The 17,197-nt window shown below is 66.6% G+C and carries 17 protein-coding genes and 1 tRNA gene; 14 read left to right on the top strand and 4 right to left on the bottom strand.

Annotated features, from left to right (window positions below; all coding sequences use genetic code 11):
- The first annotated feature begins 42 nt into the window (after window positions 1-42).
- The 3 genes from B0920_RS00140 to B0920_RS00130 are packed head-to-tail and all read left to right on the top strand — an operon-like array spanning window position 43 to window position 2,947.
- Window positions 43-1,038: a glycosyltransferase family 2 protein gene (locus B0920_RS00140; protein ID WP_078030576.1), complete on the top strand. Its 996-nt coding sequence runs from the start codon at window positions 43-45 to the stop codon at window positions 1,036-1,038.
- A 29-nt stretch (window positions 1,039-1,067) separates the two neighbouring features.
- On the top strand, window positions 1,068-2,381 hold the full coding sequence (locus tag B0920_RS00135; protein WP_078030575.1) for a glycosyltransferase: 1,314 nt from the start codon (window positions 1,068-1,070) through the stop codon (window positions 2,379-2,381).
- Complete coding sequence (locus tag B0920_RS00130) at window positions 2,378-2,947, top strand: HAD-IIIA family hydrolase (RefSeq protein ID WP_078030574.1); 570 nt, start codon at window positions 2,378-2,380, stop codon at window positions 2,945-2,947. The genes B0920_RS00135 and B0920_RS00130 overlap by 4 nt, the downstream gene beginning before the upstream one ends.
- Window positions 2,948-3,492: 545 nt before the next feature.
- Here B0920_RS00130 and B0920_RS00125 read toward each other — a convergent pair.
- Window positions 3,493-3,569 (bottom strand) — tRNA-Pro (locus tag B0920_RS00125).
- 234 nt (window positions 3,570-3,803) lie between these two features.
- Between B0920_RS00125 and B0920_RS00120 the strand changes: the two genes are divergently transcribed.
- Window positions 3,804-5,000, top strand: a complete 1,197-nt coding sequence (locus B0920_RS00120) for a DUF418 domain-containing protein (protein WP_078030573.1) — start codon at window positions 3,804-3,806, stop codon at window positions 4,998-5,000.
- A gap of 6 nt (window positions 5,001-5,006) precedes the next feature.
- Here B0920_RS00120 and B0920_RS00115 read toward each other — a convergent pair whose 3' ends face one another.
- Window positions 5,007-6,893, bottom strand: a complete 1,887-nt coding sequence (locus B0920_RS00115; RefSeq protein ID WP_078030572.1) for an MFS transporter — start codon at window positions 6,891-6,893, stop codon at window positions 5,007-5,009.
- Between the two features lie 250 nt (window positions 6,894-7,143).
- Between B0920_RS00115 and B0920_RS00110 the strand changes: the two genes are divergently transcribed.
- Window positions 7,144-7,329 (top strand): hypothetical protein, encoded by a 186-nt coding sequence (locus B0920_RS00110; protein WP_078030571.1) that lies wholly within the window; start codon window positions 7,144-7,146, stop codon window positions 7,327-7,329.
- A 99-nt stretch (window positions 7,330-7,428) separates the two neighbouring features.
- Here the strand turns inward: B0920_RS00110 and B0920_RS00105 are convergent, their stop codons facing one another.
- Both B0920_RS00105 and B0920_RS00100 read right to left on the bottom strand, forming a co-directional pair.
- A complete protein-coding gene (locus B0920_RS00105; protein WP_078030570.1) occupies window positions 7,429-8,748 on the bottom strand; it encodes a homoserine dehydrogenase in 1,320 nt (439 codons plus the stop codon).
- A 21-nt stretch (window positions 8,749-8,769) separates the two neighbouring features.
- Window positions 8,770-9,999: a pyridoxal phosphate-dependent aminotransferase gene (locus B0920_RS00100; protein ID WP_078030569.1), complete on the bottom strand. Its 1,230-nt coding sequence runs from the start codon at window positions 9,997-9,999 to the stop codon at window positions 8,770-8,772.
- Between the two features lie 200 nt (window positions 10,000-10,199).
- On the opposite strand from B0920_RS00100, the gene B0920_RS00095 reads away from it, so the two are divergent.
- The 9 genes from B0920_RS00095 (at window position 10,200) to B0920_RS00055 (ending at window position 17,185) form a co-directional block, all read left to right on the top strand.
- The gene (locus B0920_RS00095) at window positions 10,200-10,580 is read left to right on the top strand and encodes an Mth938-like domain-containing protein (RefSeq protein ID WP_078030568.1); all 381 of its coding nucleotides are present in this window, start codon (window positions 10,200-10,202) and stop codon (window positions 10,578-10,580) included.
- Between the two features lie 78 nt (window positions 10,581-10,658).
- Window positions 10,659-11,033, top strand: coding sequence for an EamA family transporter (locus B0920_RS00090; protein WP_078030567.1), 375 nt, complete (start codon window positions 10,659-10,661; stop codon window positions 11,031-11,033).
- A gap of 176 nt (window positions 11,034-11,209) precedes the next feature.
- Window positions 11,210-11,695 carry a peroxiredoxin gene (locus B0920_RS00085; RefSeq protein ID WP_078030566.1) on the top strand — a complete coding sequence of 162 codons (486 nt, stop codon included), beginning with the start codon at window positions 11,210-11,212 and terminating at the stop codon, window positions 11,693-11,695.
- Between the two features lie 223 nt (window positions 11,696-11,918).
- Window positions 11,919-13,682 carry a PhoH family protein gene (locus B0920_RS00080; RefSeq protein ID WP_078030565.1) on the top strand — a complete coding sequence of 588 codons (1,764 nt, stop codon included), beginning with the start codon at window positions 11,919-11,921 and terminating at the stop codon, window positions 13,680-13,682.
- A gap of 67 nt (window positions 13,683-13,749) precedes the next feature.
- Window positions 13,750-14,517 carry a hypothetical protein gene (locus B0920_RS00075; RefSeq protein WP_078030564.1) on the top strand — a complete coding sequence of 256 codons (768 nt, stop codon included), beginning with the start codon at window positions 13,750-13,752 and terminating at the stop codon, window positions 14,515-14,517.
- A gap of 113 nt (window positions 14,518-14,630) precedes the next feature.
- The gene (locus tag B0920_RS00070) at window positions 14,631-14,987 is read left to right on the top strand and encodes a YciI family protein (protein ID WP_078030563.1); all 357 of its coding nucleotides are present in this window, start codon (window positions 14,631-14,633) and stop codon (window positions 14,985-14,987) included.
- A 91-nt stretch (window positions 14,988-15,078) separates the two neighbouring features.
- Entirely contained in the window at window positions 15,079-15,477 is a 399-nt protein-coding gene (locus tag B0920_RS00065; RefSeq protein WP_078030562.1) for a YciI family protein, read from the top strand.
- A gap of 26 nt (window positions 15,478-15,503) precedes the next feature.
- Window positions 15,504-15,911, top strand: coding sequence for a VOC family protein (locus tag B0920_RS00060; RefSeq protein ID WP_078030561.1), 408 nt, complete (start codon window positions 15,504-15,506; stop codon window positions 15,909-15,911).
- The gene (locus tag B0920_RS00055) at window positions 15,911-17,185 is read left to right on the top strand and encodes an RNA polymerase sigma factor (protein WP_078030560.1); all 1,275 of its coding nucleotides are present in this window, start codon (window positions 15,911-15,913) and stop codon (window positions 17,183-17,185) included. The genes B0920_RS00060 and B0920_RS00055 overlap by 1 nt, the downstream gene beginning before the upstream one ends.
- Window positions 17,186-17,197: the final 12 nt, after the last annotated feature.

Genomic DNA, 17,197 nt, shown 5'->3' with positions numbered 1-17,197 from the left:
CGCCGGGTGAACGAGTTTCGCGAACACAAGCGGAGATGTCCCATGTCAGCAACGGATGATGCCCTGATTGCCGTGTCGGTGGTGCTGCCGGCATGCGGCCGCATGGACCTGCTCGATCGCAGCCTGGATGCGCTGATGCGGCAGAGCCTGGATCCGCGCAGCTACGAAGTCATCGTCGTGGATGACGAGCCCAACCACAATACCCTGCATCTGGTCGCCGGCTGGCGCACGCGCACGCTCGACCGCGGTCCGCGCCTGGTCTACGTCGCCAACCCGGGGCCGCGCGGGCCGGCGGCGGCGCGCAACCGCGGCTGGCGCGCGGCGCGCGCCGCCTTCGTCGCCTTCACCAGCGACGACGCGGTGCCGGCCATGGACTGGCTGGCCCAGGGCCTCGCGGCCTTCAGCGACAACATCGACGTCGTCTGCGGCCGTATCGAAACGCCGGTGCCAGCCCGCCCCACCGACCGCCAGCGCAGCGCCCACGCGCACGAGCAGGCCGACTTCACCAGCGCCAACTGCTTCATCCGGCGCGCGGTGCTCGACCGCACGGACGGCTTCGACGAGCGCTTCAGCGTGCAGCGCGGCAGCGACGCCGACCTGCACTTCCGATTGCTGGAAAGCGGCATCCAGGTGGCCCGCGCGCCACAGGCGCTGGCCGTGCATCCGGTCCGTCCCACGCCCTGGGGCGCGAGCCTGCTGCAAATCCGGCACGCGGTGTTCGACGCCCTGCTGTACAAGAAGCACCCCACCCTGTACCGCCAGAGAATCGAAACGCGCCCCTGCTGGGAGCACTATGCCATCGTCGCCGCCCTCGTCGCGGCGCTCGGCAGTCTGGCGCTCGGCTTCAAGCCGGCCGCAGCCGGCGCCGGCGCCGCCTGGCTGGTACTGACGGCCTGGCTGTGCGTGCACAAGCTGAAGGGAACGGCCCACAGCCCCTCGCATGTGGCCGAAATGATCGTCACCTCGGCCCTGCTGCCGCCGCTGGCGGTGTTCTGGCGCCTCGCCGGAGCGCTGCGCTACCGCGTGCGGTTCGCCTGAAGCCGCCCTCGACCGCCAGGGAGTTTCGCATGCCCCTCGAACACGCCACAGCCCAGGCCCCTGCCTTCAAGCTCCGTGAGCCGCTGCGCGTCGCACTGATCGGCGACCTCAGCACGCCCGGTTGCGCGAGCGGGATCGCCAACCCGCCGATGGGCCACGATCTGGTCCGGTTCGCCTGCGCGCTGGCACGGCTGGGCGTGCAGGTCGACCTGTTCACCTGGCACGAGGCGTCGGAGCAGCACCAGCTCGTGCGTCGCCTGGACGGCGTGAGGATCATCCACATGCCGGTGGGGGCACGGACAGGCGTCGTGTCCCTGCCGGCCCGCATGGATGCCTTCGCGCGTTCCGTCGCCCGCTTCGTGCGCAGCCAGCTCTTCATCTACCGGCTGGTGCATGCAGGCTGTCTTGGCTCGGGCCTGGTAGCACTGCATCTGAAGCACGCCCTGCGCCTGCCCTTCGTGCTGGGTTCGCAAGCGCTCGGTCTGCCGCAGCGCAGGAGCGCGGGCTCGAAGGACACGCCGCCCGCCCACGCGGGCATCGAGGCCGCGCTGGCGCGCGAAGCCGCCGCCATCCTGGCCGACAGCGAGGACGAACAAGGTGCAATCGAGCACTTGTTCGGCGCCGCCAGAACCCGCATTGCCGTGGCGGCGACGGGTTATGCCCCCGATGCATTATGGCCGCTCTCCCTAGTGGACGCGCGCCGCAGCCTGCGCCTGCCGCAAGAACGCTTCACGGTGCTGCACATTGGCCGCATGCGTGCGCGCGAAGGCGCGGACACCGTCGTCCGCGGCGTGGCCATGCTGCGCACGCGCTATGGGATCGACTCCGGACTGGTGCTCGTCGGCCCTGGCGCACATGACCAGAAGGAAAGGCACGAACAGGGGCGGATACGCTGCCTTGCGGACGAACTCGGCATCGCCGCGACACTGCGTTTCGCCTGCCCGGCCGGCGGCGACATGCTGCGTGACTACTACAACGCTGCCGATGTCGTGGTCAGCATGCCCTGGCATGCGGGGTCCATGCGTACGGCGCTGGAAGCAATGGCCTGCGCGCGCCCGGTCGTTGGCGCCGAGCTCGGCGGCATCAGGAGCTACATCGAGGATGGCGTCACTGGTTACCTGATTCCTCCGCGCGACGCCGAGGTCCTGGCCGAACGCCTTGCGCGCCTGGCGCGTCAGCCAGCGCTGGCGCACACGATGGGACAGGCCGGCCACCTGCGCGCGAGCAGGCAGCACACCTGGGAACGCGTGGGGGAACGCGTGCTGGAGGTCTATGAATCGATACTCGAGGTGGCGCCGGTGCCGGCCGCGTCAACCCACCTACCCAGCCAGGTGAATGCATGAGCATCAAAGCGATCTTCCTCGACAAGGACGGCACCCTGGTCGACGATCTTCCCTATAACGTCGAGCCGCGCCGCATCCGCCTTGTGAGCGGCGCCGGCATGGCGCTGCGCCTGCTCGCCAGCCTCGATTACCGCCTGTTCGTGGTCACCAACCAGTCCGGCATCGCACACGGCTGCTTCGGCGAGGACGCGATGGGCCCGGTCGCGGACCGCCTGTCCGACCTGCTGTTCCGCGAACAGCTCACGCTGGACGGCTTCTACTACTGCCCCCACCACCCGTTGGGCACGGTCGCGAAGTATGCGCTGGCCTGCGACTGCCGCAAGCCCTCGCCCGGCATGCTGCTCAAGGCCGCGCTCGAACATGGCATCGATTTGAAGTCCTCATGGATGGTCGGCGACGTGCTGCACGACGTCGAAGCCGGCAACCGCGCCGGCTGCCACACGCTCCTGATCGACAACGGCAATGAAACCGAATGGCGCCTCGGGCCACGCCGCCTGCCGACGCGGATGGCGCCGGACCTGTACAGCGCCGCCGTGCTGATCGCCGAGCACGAAGAGGTGCAATAGGCGAGACACTCATTCATGATCGGTGCTGTCCCTAGGCGACGCGGCGAAGTTCCATCCGGGTGTTCGCCGAGGATGAGCCGCCTATGGCGTGCCGACCTGGCGCCGCGCTCCGGTCTCGCCGTGCGTGCGTGTATTTGACGGAAAGCGCTACACATACCCCACACCTGCACCAGGCCTGCGCAGCACCCCAGATGGGGTCGCGGCCCCGGCGGGGCCGTCAATGGCAGTGCCAGTTTTCGATTGAGCCACTCTCGTCGACGGTCATCCGGGCAAGCGACGCGGACTAATCTTCCAGAGACCGCTCTGCAGGGCCAAAGACAATCCAGTGGAAGTAATGCCAGGAATCGGACGCGTACAACGAGTCCTGAATGCGACGCGCTTCCAATTTCTCATCGTTGAAAGGATCTTCGGCGCTATGCAGCGAGAGGCGAGCAGACGGTTTCTCGATTGGCAGCTCCAAACGAAAAAACAGCACCGATATTATAAGAATTCATAATATTCAGTGCTGTTCATCCACGGCTTTCGCCGCAACTACTCGATTTTGTTGGTCGGGGCGAGAGGATTCGAACCTCCGACCCCCTGCACCCCATGCAGGTACGCTACCAGGCTGCGCTACGCCCCGACTAGCCAGCAATTATATCAGAGCTGGAAAAATTTCTTAAGGTTTTGTTATACGTTTCGAATCAAATTCTTGCGGCCGCCTAAATTCCAGCCTGATCGAGCGGCGATCAAGCCCTGTCCGAGCTTGGCCCACCCCGCTCTACTCCCTCTTCCCTGGCCACGTTTCATGCGCACGGTGTTGAATTGGAAACAATTCCAATCCAAAATGAGCACTCCCCACCCAGCCGGAGCACCGATGTCCTCACCATCCGAACGCCTTGCCGTCGTCGACGCCCTGCGCGGTTTCGCCATCGTCGCGATCATGCTGCTGCATAACATCGAGCACTTCGACCTCTATCACACGCCAGCCAATCTTCCGGCCTGGGTCGTCAGTCTCGACAAACTGATCTGGGACACGATGTTCTTCCTGTTCGGCGGCAAGGCCTACGCCATCTTCGCCTTCCTGTTCGGAGTCACCTTCGCCCTGCAATCCGACCGCCGCGCCGCCCTCGGCGAGGACTTCCGCCCGCGTTTCGCCTGGCGCATGCTGCTCCTGCTCGGTTTTGGACTGGTCAATTCGCTGTTCTACCACGGCGACATCCTCAGCCTCTACGCCGTGCTCGGCTTGAGCCTGCTGTTCGTGGCCCGGGCCAGCCATCGCCTGATGCTGGCGCTCGCCTGCCTGCTGCTGCTCCAGCCTCACGCCCTGTACGAACTGATGCGCGCCCTCCCCGCCCCGGCCGCCAAATTGCCGGACCCGGAGTCCTGGGCCTATTTCGGCCGCGCCAATGCCTATCTGGCGAACGGCTCGCTGTGGGAGGTCTGGACCGGCAATCTCAGCAACGGCAAGACCGGCGTCGTGCTGTGGAGCTGGGAAAACGGCCGCCTGTTCCAGATCCCGGCCCTGTTCATGCTCGGCATGCTCGCCTGCCGCCTGCGCCTGTTCGCGGACGAGCCCGCCGCCACCCGGCGCTTGCGCAGGATTGCCCTGCTCGCCCTGATCCTGTTCCTGCCCCTGTTCTTCACGGTCCGCGCCTTGAATGGCTGGACCGGCGCGGACGGCCTCAAGCGTCCCCTGCTGACCATCCTCGGCTCCTGGTCCAACCTGGCGCTGGCCGCCCTGCTGGTTTCCGGCTTCGCCCTGCTCTACCGGAGCGGTGCCGCCCGGCGCCTGCTGTCGGCGCTGGTCCCGATCGGCCGCATGAGCCTGACCAGCTATCTCATGCAATCCCTGGTCGGCACCGCCATCTATTACGGCTGGGGCCTCGGACTCTACGCCTCGACCGGCGCCTCGAGCGCGATCCTGATCGGTCTCGCGCTGGCGGGCCTGCAATGCTGGTTCAGCGCCTGGTGGCTGCGCCGCCACAGCCAGGGCCCGCTCGAAGCCCTGTGGCACCGCGCCACCTGGATCGGCAAGCCGGCCGCGGCCAGGCCGCTGCGCCAGCCGGGCTGAAGGGCTCTACTTCCAGTCGCCGCGCAGCGCCAGCACCTGCTCTTGCAGGTATTCGGGCGTGGCCTGCTCCGGCGGCACCGGCAGGCCGACCGCCAGCGCCAGCTTGGAGCGTACGCCGCGCTCGATGCGGCGCTCGAAGAAGTTGGTCTTGTCGCGCGTGAACATGCTGCCCCACAGCCCGCGCAGCGCCATCGGAATCACCGGCACCTGGCTGCGCGCGACGATCTTGGAAATCCCCGCGCGGAACTCGTTGATCTCGCCGGTCGAGGTCAGCTTCCCTTCAGGGAAGATGCACACCAGTTCGCCCTCGTGCAGGGCCTGGGCGATATCGACGAAGGCTTTTTCCATGACCCAGGGATCTTCCTTGGCCGGCGCAATCGGGATCGTCTTGGCGGCGCGGAACAGCCAGCTCAGGAAAGGCGTGTTGAAGATGCGGTGGTCCATCACGAAACGGATCGGGCGCGGGCTCGCGGCGCCGATCACCAGCGCGTCCACATAGCTGACATGGTTACACACCAGCACCGCCGGTCCTTCTTCCGGAATGCGCGCCGTGTCCACGGTGCGCACCCGGTAGACGGTGTGGATCAGCAGCCAGGCCAGGAAGCGCATTAGGAATTCCGGCACCAGCGAGAAGATGTACACCGCCACCACGGCATTGAGCAGGGCCGTGACCAGGAACAGTTCGGGGATGCTGAAGCCCTGCCCCAGCAGCAGGATGGCGACGCCGGCCGAAGCCACCATGAACAACGCGTTGAGGATGTTCATGCCGGCGATGGTGCGCGACACGTGTTTCTGGTCGCAACGGGTCTGGATCAGCGCGAACAGGGGCACGATGTAGAAGCCGCCGAAGATGCCGATCAGAACGATATCGGCCAGGATGCGCCACACGCCCGGCTGCTGCAGGAGCGCGAAGGCGTCCACCGCCGCCGTGCCGCCGAAAGCCGCGCTGGCGAAATACAGGTCGATCCCGAACAGCGACAGGCCGATCGAGCCGAAGGGCACCAGGCCGATCTCGACCTTGTGGCCGGACAGGCGTTCGCACAGCAGCGAGCCTGCGCCGATGCCGAGCGAGAAGACGGTCAGCAGCAGCACGAAGACGCTGTGGTCGCCGTGCAGGTAATCCTTGGCAAACAGCGGGAATTGGGCCAGCATCAGGGCGCCATAGAACCAGAACCAGGAATTGCCCAGCATGGACAGGAAGACCGTGCGGTTCTGGCGCGAGAAGTTCAGGTTGCGGATCGACTCGGCGAAAGGATTGCGGCTGATCTTCAGCTCGGGCGCCGGCGCCGGCGAAGGCGGAATGCGCCAGCTCGCGATCAGGCCCAGCACCGCGCAGCCGAGGGTGGCGCCGGCCACCAGTTCGATGCCGATCGGCTTGTAGGCGACCAGGATCGCGCCCGCCACTTCGCCCAGCAGGATGCCGACGAAGGTGCCCATCTCGATCACGCCGTTGCCGCCCACCAGCTCTTCAGGCTTGAGCTGCTGCGGCAGATAGGCGTATTTGACCGGCCCGAACAGGGTCGAGTGCAGGCCCATGCCGGCCACGGCCGCGACCAGCAGCCACAATTCCTTGTACACCCAGCCGACGCAGGCGACCAGCATGATCCCGATCTCCAACAGCTTGACGAAACGCGCCAGCTTGCCCTTGTCGTACTTGTCGGCGATCTGGCCGGCGGTGGCCGAGAACAGAACGAAAGGCAGGATGAACAGCCCCGGGATCAGGTTGTTCAGCAGGGCCGGGTCGAGCGTGGTCCAGGACAGGGCGTCATAGGTCAGCACGACCAGCAGCGCGGTCTTGAACAGGTTGTCGTTGAAGGCGCCCAGGAACTGGGTCCAGAAGAAGGGGCCGAAACGGCGCTGACTCAGCAGGGAAAACTGGTTCGGTTTGCTCATGAGCTTTTGCTCGCTGAAGAAGGAGTGCGTAATGTACAACGGCCGACCTCGCCAAACAAACGCTGTTTCTCACAAACATGTTGCGGTAGCCCAATCCGATACTCCCGGTCGCGGATTTCGATGCACGGAGCGCCGTCCGCGGCAAGCCTGTGCGGTCAAACTGTGTGATGCAGGCGATACCTGATTGAAATGAATCAAACCGGAAACGATCCGGGACCATGGTGCAGTGCAGCGCAGGTAGAATCCGCGGATGACTTCCGCCAACTTCCACGTCTGCTACGCCAGCGTCGCCAATGCGCTGTTCGAGCACATCGAGCAGGACCTGCTGCTCCTGACCACCGCCCTCCTCGACGACGACGAGCCCCCTCCCCTGCGTCCGCTGCCGGACTGCCTGCCACCGCCCCGGCCGGTCCAGTGGGAAATGCCGCCCCTATGACACGCCGCACAAAAACGGGCTGAGCGGGCAAAAAAAATCCGGAAAAGACGGCGTCGTCATCTCCGGATCTTGTACTGCGGCAGGCAGCCGCGCCGCGTGTCAGCTCAGCGCTTCCAGACGGATCCGGGTCACCTTGCTGATCACCGCCGGCAGCGCCTCGATCTTGGCGATCGCCGCGTCGATGTTCTTCTCGCGGGTCTGGTGGGTCAGGATCACGATGTCGATGTCGGTCTGGTCGCCCGGCTCCTTCTGCAGCACGGCGTCGATCGAGATGCCGGCATCGGCCAGGATGCGGGTCAGGTCGGCCATCACGCCCAGCTGGTCCTTCACGTGCACGCGCAGGTAGTAGCTGGTGGTGATCTCGGCCATCGGCACGATCGCCACGTCGGTCATCTCGTTCGGCTGGAAGGCCAGGTGCGGCACGCGGCAATACGGGTCGACGGTGGCCAGGCGGGTGACGTCGACCAGGTCGGCGATCACGGCCGAGGCGGTCGGCTCCGAGCCCGCGCCCTTGCCGTAATAGAGCGAGGCGCCGACGGCGTCGGCCTGCACCAGCACCGCGTTCATCGCCCCTTCGACGTTGGCGATCAGGCGCGCGGCCGGGATCAGGGTCGGGTGCACGCGCAGTTCGATGCCCTCGCCGGTTTCGGTGCGGGTGCGGCGCGTGATGCCCAGCAGCTTGATGCGGTAGCCCAGTTGCTCGGCGTAGCGGATGTCGTCCGCCTTCAACTGGCTGATGCCTTCCACATAGGCCTTGTCGAACTGCACCGGAATGCCGAAGGCGATCGCCGACATGATGGTCAGCTTGTGGGCCGCGTCCACGCCCTCGATGTCGAAGGTCGGGTCGGCCTCGGCATAGCCGAGTTCCTGCGCCTGCTTGAGCACGGTCGCGAAGTCCAGGCCCTTCTCGCGCATTTCCGACAGGATGAAGTTGGTGGTGCCGTTGATGATGCCGGCCACGGATTCGATGCGGTTGGCGGTCAGGCCTTCGCGCAGCGCCTTGATGATCGGCACGCCGCCGGCCACGGCCGCTTCAAAAGCCACCGTCACGCCCTTGTCCTGGGCGGCGGCGAAGATCTCGTTGCCGTGCAGCGCCAGCAAGGCCTTGTTGGCGGTCACCACGTGCTTGCCGTTGGCGATCGCCTTGAGCACCAGCTCGCGCGGCAGCTCGTAGCCGCCGATCAGTTCCACCACGATGTCGATGTCGGGATGGTTGACCACGGCGAAGGGATCGGCCACCACTTCGACGCTGTTGTTCGTCAGCTGGCGTGCCCGTTCGGTATTGCGCGCCGCCACCATGGTGATTTCGATGCCGCGGCCGGCACGGCGGCGGATCTCTTCCTGGTTGCGCTGGAGAACGTTAAAGGTGCCGGCGCCGACGGTGCCGATACCCAGGAGGCCAACTTTGATGGGTTTCATGATCTTGTTTCTCGTTGAGGTCTAGGCGCGGCCATGGCGCCGTCGGTAGCCGTCGAGGAAACGCGCGATGCGTCCGCAGGCGTCGGCCAGGTCGTCGGAATTGGGCAGGAACACCAGCCGGAAGTGGTCCGGGGCGATCCAGTTGAAGCCGGTGCCTTGCACCAGCAGCACTTTTTCCTCTGACAGCAGTTCGCAGATGAACTGCTGGTCGTCCGTGATCGGGTACATCTTCGGGTCGAGGCGCGGGAACATGTACAGCGCGGCTTTTGGCTTGACGCAGGACACACCCGGAATATCGGTAAGCAGTTTGTGCGCGAGGTCGCGCTGTTTCAGCAGGCGTCCGCCCGGGCCCACCAGGTCGGCGATGCTCTGGTAGCCGCCGAGCGCGGTCTGGATCGCGAACTGGCCCGGCGCATTGGCGCACAGGCGCATCGAGGCCAGCATGTTCAGGCCCTCAATATAGCCCTTGGCGTGGCGCTTCTCGCCCGACACCACCATCCAGCCGGCGCGGTAGCCGCAGGAGCGGTAGTTCTTCGACAGGCCGTTCAGGGTCAGGAACAGCACGTCGTCGGCGAGTGAGGCGATCGAGACATGCTCCTCGCCGTCGTACAGGGTCTTGTCGTAGATTTCGTCGGCGTAGATGATCAGGCCATGCTGGCGCGCCAGCTCGACGATCTCGAGCAGCACCTCGCGGTGGTACAGGGCCCCGGTCGGGTTGTTGGGATTGATGACCACGATCGCGCGCGTGTTCGGCGTGATCTTCTTGCGCATGTCCTCGATGTCCGGCAGCCAGCCGCTCTGCTCGTCGCACACGTAGTGCACCGGGTTGCCGCCGGCCAGGCTCACCGCCGCGGTCCACAGCGGATAGTCGGGGGCCGGCACCAGCACCTCGTCGCCATTGTTGAGCAGGCCCTGCATCGCCATCACGATCAGTTCCGAGGCGCCATTACCCAGGTAGATGTCGTCGATCGTCACGCCCTGGATGTTCTTTTCCTGGGTGTATTGCATGACCGCCTTGCGCGGCGCGAACATGCCTTTGGAATCGGTATAGCCGGCCGCGCCCTGCATGTTGCGGATCATGTCGTGGACGATCTCGTCCGGCGGGTCGAAGCCGAACACGGCCAGGTTGCCGATGTTGAGCTTGATGATCTTCTGCCCGTCATCCTCCATCTGGCGCGCCTTTTCCAACGCCGGTCCGCGGATCTCGTAACAGACATCGTCGAGCTTGTTGGATTTGAAAATCGGTCGCAAAGTATCCCCTGGAGAGTAGCCGTTATGTTGCAATGCGAAAAATACCATTCTGCCGAAGTCGCCCGATTTAAGCAACCTTGCCGAAGCGGTTACAATGGGCGTTTTGGCGCCGTCGCCGTACGCGCGCCCAACCCGGCCTGCGGCCGCGGCGCCCCGCTCGTGCTGGCTGTCCGCGCCCCCGCCAATCAGCGACGCAGACGATGAAGCTCCACTCCGACAACACTCAACAATACCAGACCGTGACCGGCTACGACGCCAGTGGCGTCGAAATCAACGCCCAGCGCTTCAACTACAGCCTGACGGTCATGCCCGAAGTTCCGCCGCGCCCCTGGAACGTGGCGCGTTTCGAAGACCTGAGCGCCGCCCATTTCGAGGAAATCGCCAGGGACGCGCCCGACGTGGTCGTGCTCGGCACCGGCGAGCGCCAGCGCTTCGTCCACCCGCGCCTGGTCGCCAGCCTGTCGGCCCTGCGCGTGGGCGTCGAATGCATGGACAGCCAGGCCGCCTGCCGCACCTACAACATCCTGATGGGCGAAGGCCGCAAGGTCACCCTGGCCCTGATCATCGACTCTCCCACCTGATCCGCCGCGCCTTGCGCGGGCCGCGCCCCTGTCCTGGGGCGCCGGCCGCGTGCGGCCCGTGCGCTATTTCCGTTAAGAATGAGCCCATCCGCTTTCGCCTTCATCCTCTCCGGCGTGATCCTGAACGCCGCCGGCCAGCTCCTGCTCAAGGCCGGCACGAACGCCCTCGGCGGCGCCATCCACCTGACCCGCGACAACTGGTTCCTCACCGGCCTGAAGGTCGCCACCCAGTGGCCTATCGTTGCCGGGGTGCTGTGCTACATGATCTCGCTGGTGGTCTGGATCCTCGGCCTGTCGCGCACCGACGTGACCATCGCCTACCCCATGCTCTCGCTCGGCTACGTGATCGGCACCGCCGGCGCCTGGATGTTCCTGGGCGAAGCAGTCTCGCCCCAGCGCATGCTTGCGATCGCAGTGATCATGGTCGGGGTGGTCCTGCTGGCCCGCAGCTGAGCGGTAATAGGATGCAAGTCTTGAAATATAGAAATAGCATCCCCATCTGGCAAGATGATCAGCCTGGCAACTGGGACTAGCCTAGTGCGGCGGTGCGGGATTATCATGCGCACTGCCTCCCGCGCCAGGGAGAAACCACGCGCAGCGCGCCGCGCTGCCACTGCCAGGAGAACCCCGTGGCCGAGAGCCTCACTGCCGACGCCGGCGCATCCGCGCCCATCGCCCCCTTCAGCGCCCCGATGACCGGCGGCCGGACCTTCGAGCTGGAAGGCCGTCCGGCCCGCTATACCGTCCTGTATTTCTACCCCAAGGACAATACCCCGGGCTGCACCACCGAGAGCATCGCCTTCCGCGAAGCCTGGCCCGAGTTCCAGGCCCTGGGCGCCGAGATCTACGGCATCAGCCGCGATTCGCTGCGCTCGCACGAGAACTTCAAGGGCAAGCTGGGCCTGCCCTTCGAACTGATCTCCGATCCGGACGAAATCCTGTGCAGCCAGTTCGCCGTCATGAAGATGAAGAATATGTATGGTAAGCAAGTGCGCGGGGTCGAGCGCAGTACGTTTGTCATTGACGCTCAAGGCCGATTGGTGAAAGAATGGCGTGGCGTGAAAGTCAACGATCACGTCGCCGAAGTGCTGGAATTTCTGAAGAGCCAGCCTTGAAGGGGATGGCTCCAGTTTATCAACCGCTGGACTGCTATCGCCTATTTTGAGTTGCCCCGTAACACATCAGCATCATTCCAATCTGGCTGCCTGCCGGACCGGCACACACCCGGGCCCGGCTATGCGGCAGCGATTCCCCCAAGCTGCATCGATCCCGAACGCCAGCGCGGCCCCGTGGCCCGCGCGCTTCGGCCTTTCCGACATTTTTTAGATTGAGAACCTGATGCCACTGCCAAAAATGCCCACCAAGCCAGCCACCATGCTGCTGGCCAAGGATTACCCGAAGGCTGAGCCCGGCAAGAGCCCGGTCCGGCCCGCGTCCGCCAAGGCCGACGCCGAACTCGAAGAACTGATCAGCGGCCAGGCCGTCCCCGCGCCCAAGACACGCGCGCGCAAGAAGGCCGCGGAAGGCGCCACGCCCACCCTGGTCCCCGCGCCGGCGCGCGGCGACGTGTCGCGCAGCGCCCCGGCCACCGTGGCCAAGCTGCGCGAGACCGATGCCGAGCAGCCGCATCCGGCCAAGCACAAGCCGGTCGAAGTCAACGTCAAGTCCTCGACCAGCCGCAAGGCCGACAAGTCGGGCATCACCAAGGTCTTCGTGCTCGACACCAATGTGCTGATGCATGACCCGACCTCGCTGTTCCGCTTCGAGGAGCACGACGTCTACCTGCCGATGATGACCCTGGAGGAACTCGACAACCACAAGAAGGGCATGTCCGAGGTCGCGCGCAATGCGCGCCAGGTCTCGCGCACCCTGGACGCCCTGATCGCCAACGTCGACGACGACGCGATCGAGGCCGGCATCCTGCTGGCCAAGCTCGGCAACAAGGATGCCAAGGGCCGCCTGTTCTTCCAGACCAGGCTCGGCGCAGCCCCGCTGCCCGAAGGCCTGCCCTCGGGCAAGGCCGACAACCAGATCCTCGGCGTGGTGCGCGCGCTCGAAGACGAGATGCCCGGCCGCGCCATCGTGCTGGTGTCCAAGGACATCAACATGCGCATCAAGGCGCGCGCGATGGGCCTGCCGGCCGAGGACTATTTCAACGACCACGTGCTGGAAGACACCGATCTGCTGTACTCGGGCATCGTCCAGCTGCCGGACAATTTCTGGGATACCCACGGCAAGGACATCGAATCCTGGCAGGAGAACCGCAACGGCTATTCCTCGACCTTCTACCGCGTCACCGGTCCGGTCATCAACAGCCTGCTGGTGAACCAGTTCGTCTACCTGGAACCGAAGGATGGCGAGAGCCCCTTCTACGCCCAGGTGCGCCAGATCAACGGCAAGACCGCCGTGCTGCAGACCCTGCGCGACTACGGCCACCAGAAGAACAATGTGTGGGGCATCACCGCGCGCAACCGCGAGCAGAACTTCGCGCTCAATCTCCTGATGAACCCGGAGTGCGACTTCGTCACCCTGCTCGGCCAGGCCGGCACCGGCAAGACCCTGCTGGCCCTGGCCGCCGGCCTGGCCCAGGTGCTGGAGACCAAGCTGTACAACGAGATCATCGTCACCCGCGTCACGGTGCCGGTGGGCGAGGACATCGGCTTCCTGCCGGGCACCGAGGAAGAAAAGATGTCGCCCTGGATGGGCGCCTTCGACGACAACCTCGAGGTGCTGATGAAGTCCGACGGCGACGCCGGCGACTGGGGCCGCGCCGCGACCCAGGACCTGATCCGCTCGCGCATCAAGATCAAGTCGCTCAACTTCATGCGCGGCCGCACCTTCGTCAATAAGTTCCTGATCATCGACGAAGCCCAGAACCTGACGCCGAAGCAGATGAAGACCCTGGTCACGCGCGCCGGCCCCGGCACCAAGATCCTGTGCCTGGGTAACATCGCCCAGATCGACACGCCTTACCTCACCGAAGGCTCGAGCGGCCTGACCTATGTGGTCGACCGCTTCAAGGGCTGGGCCCACAGCGGCCACGTGACCCTGGCGCGCGGCGAACGCTCGCGCCTGGCCGATCACGCCAGCGACGTGCTCTGAGTGTAGTCCTGCTGCCTGCAACGCCCGCCATCCGGCGGGCGTTTTTCTTTATACCCGCCGCATAGCCATGCCGAATTTGCCCACGCTGCTGCTCAAGCTCCTGCTCGTCCCCTCCCTGATCGCCGCCGTCACCCTCGCCGGACGGCGCTGGGGGCCCGGGGTGGCGGGCTGGCTGTCCGCCTTTCCCATCGTCGCCGGTCCGATCCTGCTCGTGATCGCGCTCGAACAAGGCCCCGCCTTCGCCGCCGAAGCGGCCGCCCATACCTTGCTGACGGTGCTGGCGATCGTCGTGTTCAGCGTCGTCTATGCACGCGCCGCCGCGCGCCAGCGCATGCCGGCCGCCATGGCCGCCGCCCTCCTGGCCTGGGCGCTGGCGGTGTCCGTCCTGCGCTTGGGCGCGCTGCCGCCCTGGGCCGCGTTCGCCGCCGTTCTCGCCGCACTGGCCGTGGCGCCGCGCCTGATCGGCCGCATTGCCGCCCCGCCCAGCGCGCACGCGGCAGGCGGCGACCTGCCCTGGCGCATGCTGGCCGGCGCCATGCTCACCGTCGCCGTCACCGCTGCAGCAGGGTCAGTGGGGCCGCGCCTGTCCGGCCTGTTCGCGATGTTTCCCGTGATGAGCACGGTGCTGGTCGGCTTTTCCCACCGTGCCGCCGGCCCCGGCTTCGCGGTCGACCTGCTGCGCGGGATGATCAAGGGGTACTACGCCTTCGCCGTATTCTGTCTGGCGCTGACTCTGCTGCTGGTGGCCCAGCCGCTGGCGACCGCCTTCCTGCTCGCGACTGCCTGCGCCCTTGCCGTACAGCTCGGCCTGCGCCGCATCAGCTTGCCGGGCTAGCGGGTGCGGGCGGAAGCCGATTCGTCTGCGCGCGCAGAAAACCTGGCGCGGGCCGAGCCGGCCGGCCTTGGCGCGTTTACAATATTCCGGCACAAGACCACAAGGAGACCGCGATGCCCCACATGTTGCTGATCCACGAACCCGTCGGCCAGCGCGCCACGCGCAGCGAGGCCGAGGGCCGCGCCACTTACGACCGCATGCTGCGCTGGGGCGAGGAGCTCAAGTCCAGGGGCCTGCTGCTGGGCGCCGAATCGCTGGCCTCCACCGATCACGCGGTGCGCGTCAGCACGCCCGGCGGACGCACCCGCATCGTCGATGGTCCTTTCGCCGAAGCCAAGGAAATGGTCGGTGGTTTCTTTCTGGTGAACGTGGACAGCTTCGACGAGGCGGTCGCCCTGGCCGAGCGCTGCCCGGCCGCCGAATGGGCGACGGTCGAGGTGCGCGCGCTGGCGCCCTGCTTCGAGAGCTGATAAAAATATCGCGGACGGTGTCGAAACGCCGCACCCTCCTTCGTCGTAGCAGATGAACCGGCAGCCGCCGGCGCTACCAGAGGAGTCATCCATGCGTTTCATGATCATCGTCAAGGCCACCGCCGCGACCGAGGCCGGGGTCATGCCCGAAGCCGCCCTGCTGGCCGAGATGGCCGCCTACCACCAGGAGCTGGCCCGCGCCGGCGTCCTGCTCGACGGTAACGGCTTGAAGCCGAGCAGCCAGGGCTGGCGCATCCGCTACGAGGGCCCGCGCCGCAGCGTGATCGACGGGCCCTTCGCCGAGACCAAGGAGCTGATCGCCGGCTACACCCTGATCCAGGTGCGCTCGCGCGAGGAAGCCCTGGAATGGGCGCGGCGCTTCCCCGCCCCGCACGGCGAGGGCGTGGCCGCCGAGATCGAGGTACGGCCGCTGTTCGAGCTCGACGACTTCCCCCCTTCCCCGGCCATCGACGCCCTGCGCGCGCTGTGAACCACCTTACTGCGAAAGGAAGCACCATGAACACCCAGATCTACGTGAACCTCCCGGTCAAGGACCTCGAACGCAGCAAGACCTTCTTCTCCGCCCTCGGCTTCGGCTTCAACGCCCAGTTCAGCAACCAGGACGCGGCCTGCATGATCATCGGCCCCGACGCCTACGTGATGCTGCTCACCGAACCATTCTTCGCCGGCTTCACCCGCAAGCCGATCGCCAACGCCAGGGAGAGCACCGAGGTGCTGGTCTGCCTGTCGCGCACCAGCCGCGCCGCCGTAGACGAGATAGTCGCCCAGGCCAGGGCGGCCGGCGGCAGCGTGCCGGCCGAGCCGCGCGATTACGGCTTCATGTATCAGCACGGCTTCGAGGATCCGGACGGCCACGTCTGGGAAGTGGTGTACATGGAAGCCATGCCCCCGGAACAGGCCTGATGCGCGCGGCGGTCGACAGCGCCATCGCCGCGGTCTGGCGCATCGAGTCGGCGCGCATCGTGGCTGGCGTGGCGCGCATGGTGCGCGATGTCGGGCTGGCCGAGGAGCTGGCCCAGGATGCGCTGGTGGCGGCGCTCGAGCATTGGCCGCGCGACGGCATCCCCGAGCGCCCCGGCGCCTGGCTGCTGACCGCCGCACGCAACAACGCCCTCGACCGCCTGCGCCGCGACCGCTCGCTGCGCGAAAAGCTGGAACAGATCGGCCTCGACCTCGAGGCCCAGGAGGCGCTCGTGGTCCCCGATTTCTCCGACAGCCTGGACGAGCGGCGGCGCGACGTGTTCCAGGACGACATGCTGCGCCTGATGTTCACCGCCTGCCATCCGGTGCTGCCGCTGGACGCGCGGGTGGCGCTCACCCTCAAGCTGCTGGGCGGCCTGTCGACCGCCGAGATCGCGCGCGCCTTCCTGGTGCCGGAACCCACCATGGCCCAGCGCCTGGTGCGCGCCAAGCGGGGTCTGGGCGAGGCCCGGGTCCCCTTCGAGCTGCCCGAGCCGGACGAACTGGGCGCGCGCCTGGGCACGGTGCTGGAGGTGGTCTACCTGGTCTTCAACGAAGGCTATTCGGCCACCGCGGGCGAGGACTGGATGCGCCCCCAGCTGGTCGAGGAAGCCCTGCGCCTGGGCCGCATCCTGGCCGGCCTCGCGCCCGAGGAGCCGGAAGTGCACGGGCTGGTGGCGCTGATGGAGCTGCAGGCTTCGCGCATGGGCGCGCGGGTGGACGGCGCCGGCCGTCCGGTGCTGCTGCTCGACCAGGACCGGGCGCGCTGGGACGGGGTGCTGATCCGGCGCGGCCTGGGCGCGCTGGAGCGCGCGGCGAAGCTGGGCGGACGCGGCCCCTACGTGCTGCAGGCCGAGCTGGCGGCCTGCCATGCGCGCGCCCGCAGCGCCGGCGAGACCGACTGGCGCCGCATCGCCGACCTGTACGCCGAACTGGCCCGGGTCCAGCCGTCGCCGGTGGTGGAGCTCAACCGCGCGGTGGCGGTGGGCATGGCCGAGGGGCCGGCCGCCGGCCTGCTGCTTGCGGACCGGCTGGCCGAAGGCGGCAAGCTGGATGGCTACCACTGGCTGCCGAGCGTGCGCGCCGACCTGCTGGCCAAGCTCGGACGGCATGAGGAAGCGCGGCGCGAATTCGAACGCGCGGCCGGCCTCACCGCCAACGCGCGCGAGCGCGCGCTGCTGCTCGAGCGCGCCGCGGCCATGGTGCGCGGCGCCTAGGGCCCGGCGCTT

The sequence above is a fragment of the Massilia sp. KIM genome (assembly GCF_002007115.1).
Lineage (GTDB): Bacteria > Pseudomonadota > Gammaproteobacteria > Burkholderiales > Burkholderiaceae_D > Telluria.
The sequence above is the reverse complement of the archived record's forward strand: the minus strand, read 5'-3'. Positions and strand labels throughout refer to the sequence as shown.

Excerpts from the sequence above, each read along its gene's own strand:
- B0920_RS00140 (WP_078030576.1), top strand. The coding sequence starts at position 43 with ATGTCAGCAACGGATGATGCCCTGATTGCCGTGTCGGTGGTGCTGCCG.
- B0920_RS00135 (WP_078030575.1), top strand. The coding sequence starts at position 1,068 with ATGCCCCTCGAACACGCCACAGCCCAGGCCCCTGCCTTCAAGCTCCGT.
- B0920_RS00130 (WP_078030574.1), top strand. The coding sequence starts at position 2,378 with ATGAGCATCAAAGCGATCTTCCTCGACAAGGACGGCACCCTGGTCGAC.
- B0920_RS00120 (WP_078030573.1), top strand. The coding sequence starts at position 3,804 with ATGTCCTCACCATCCGAACGCCTTGCCGTCGTCGACGCCCTGCGCGGT.
- B0920_RS00115 (WP_078030572.1), bottom strand. The coding sequence starts at position 6,893 with ATGAGCAAACCGAACCAGTTTTCCCTGCTGAGTCAGCGCCGTTTCGGC.
- B0920_RS00110 (WP_078030571.1), top strand. The coding sequence starts at position 7,144 with ATGACTTCCGCCAACTTCCACGTCTGCTACGCCAGCGTCGCCAATGCG.
- B0920_RS00105 (WP_078030570.1), bottom strand. The coding sequence starts at position 8,748 with ATGAAACCCATCAAAGTTGGCCTCCTGGGTATCGGCACCGTCGGCGCC.
- B0920_RS00095 (WP_078030568.1), top strand. The coding sequence starts at position 10,200 with ATGAAGCTCCACTCCGACAACACTCAACAATACCAGACCGTGACCGGC.
- B0920_RS00090 (WP_078030567.1), top strand. The coding sequence starts at position 10,659 with ATGAGCCCATCCGCTTTCGCCTTCATCCTCTCCGGCGTGATCCTGAAC.
- B0920_RS00080 (WP_078030565.1), top strand. The coding sequence starts at position 11,919 with ATGCCACTGCCAAAAATGCCCACCAAGCCAGCCACCATGCTGCTGGCC.
- B0920_RS00075 (WP_078030564.1), top strand. The coding sequence starts at position 13,750 with ATGCCGAATTTGCCCACGCTGCTGCTCAAGCTCCTGCTCGTCCCCTCC.
- B0920_RS00070 (WP_078030563.1), top strand. The coding sequence starts at position 14,631 with ATGCCCCACATGTTGCTGATCCACGAACCCGTCGGCCAGCGCGCCACG.
- B0920_RS00065 (WP_078030562.1), top strand. The coding sequence starts at position 15,079 with ATGCGTTTCATGATCATCGTCAAGGCCACCGCCGCGACCGAGGCCGGG.
- B0920_RS00060 (WP_078030561.1), top strand. The coding sequence starts at position 15,504 with ATGAACACCCAGATCTACGTGAACCTCCCGGTCAAGGACCTCGAACGC.
- B0920_RS00055 (WP_078030560.1), top strand. The coding sequence starts at position 15,911 with ATGCGCGCGGCGGTCGACAGCGCCATCGCCGCGGTCTGGCGCATCGAG.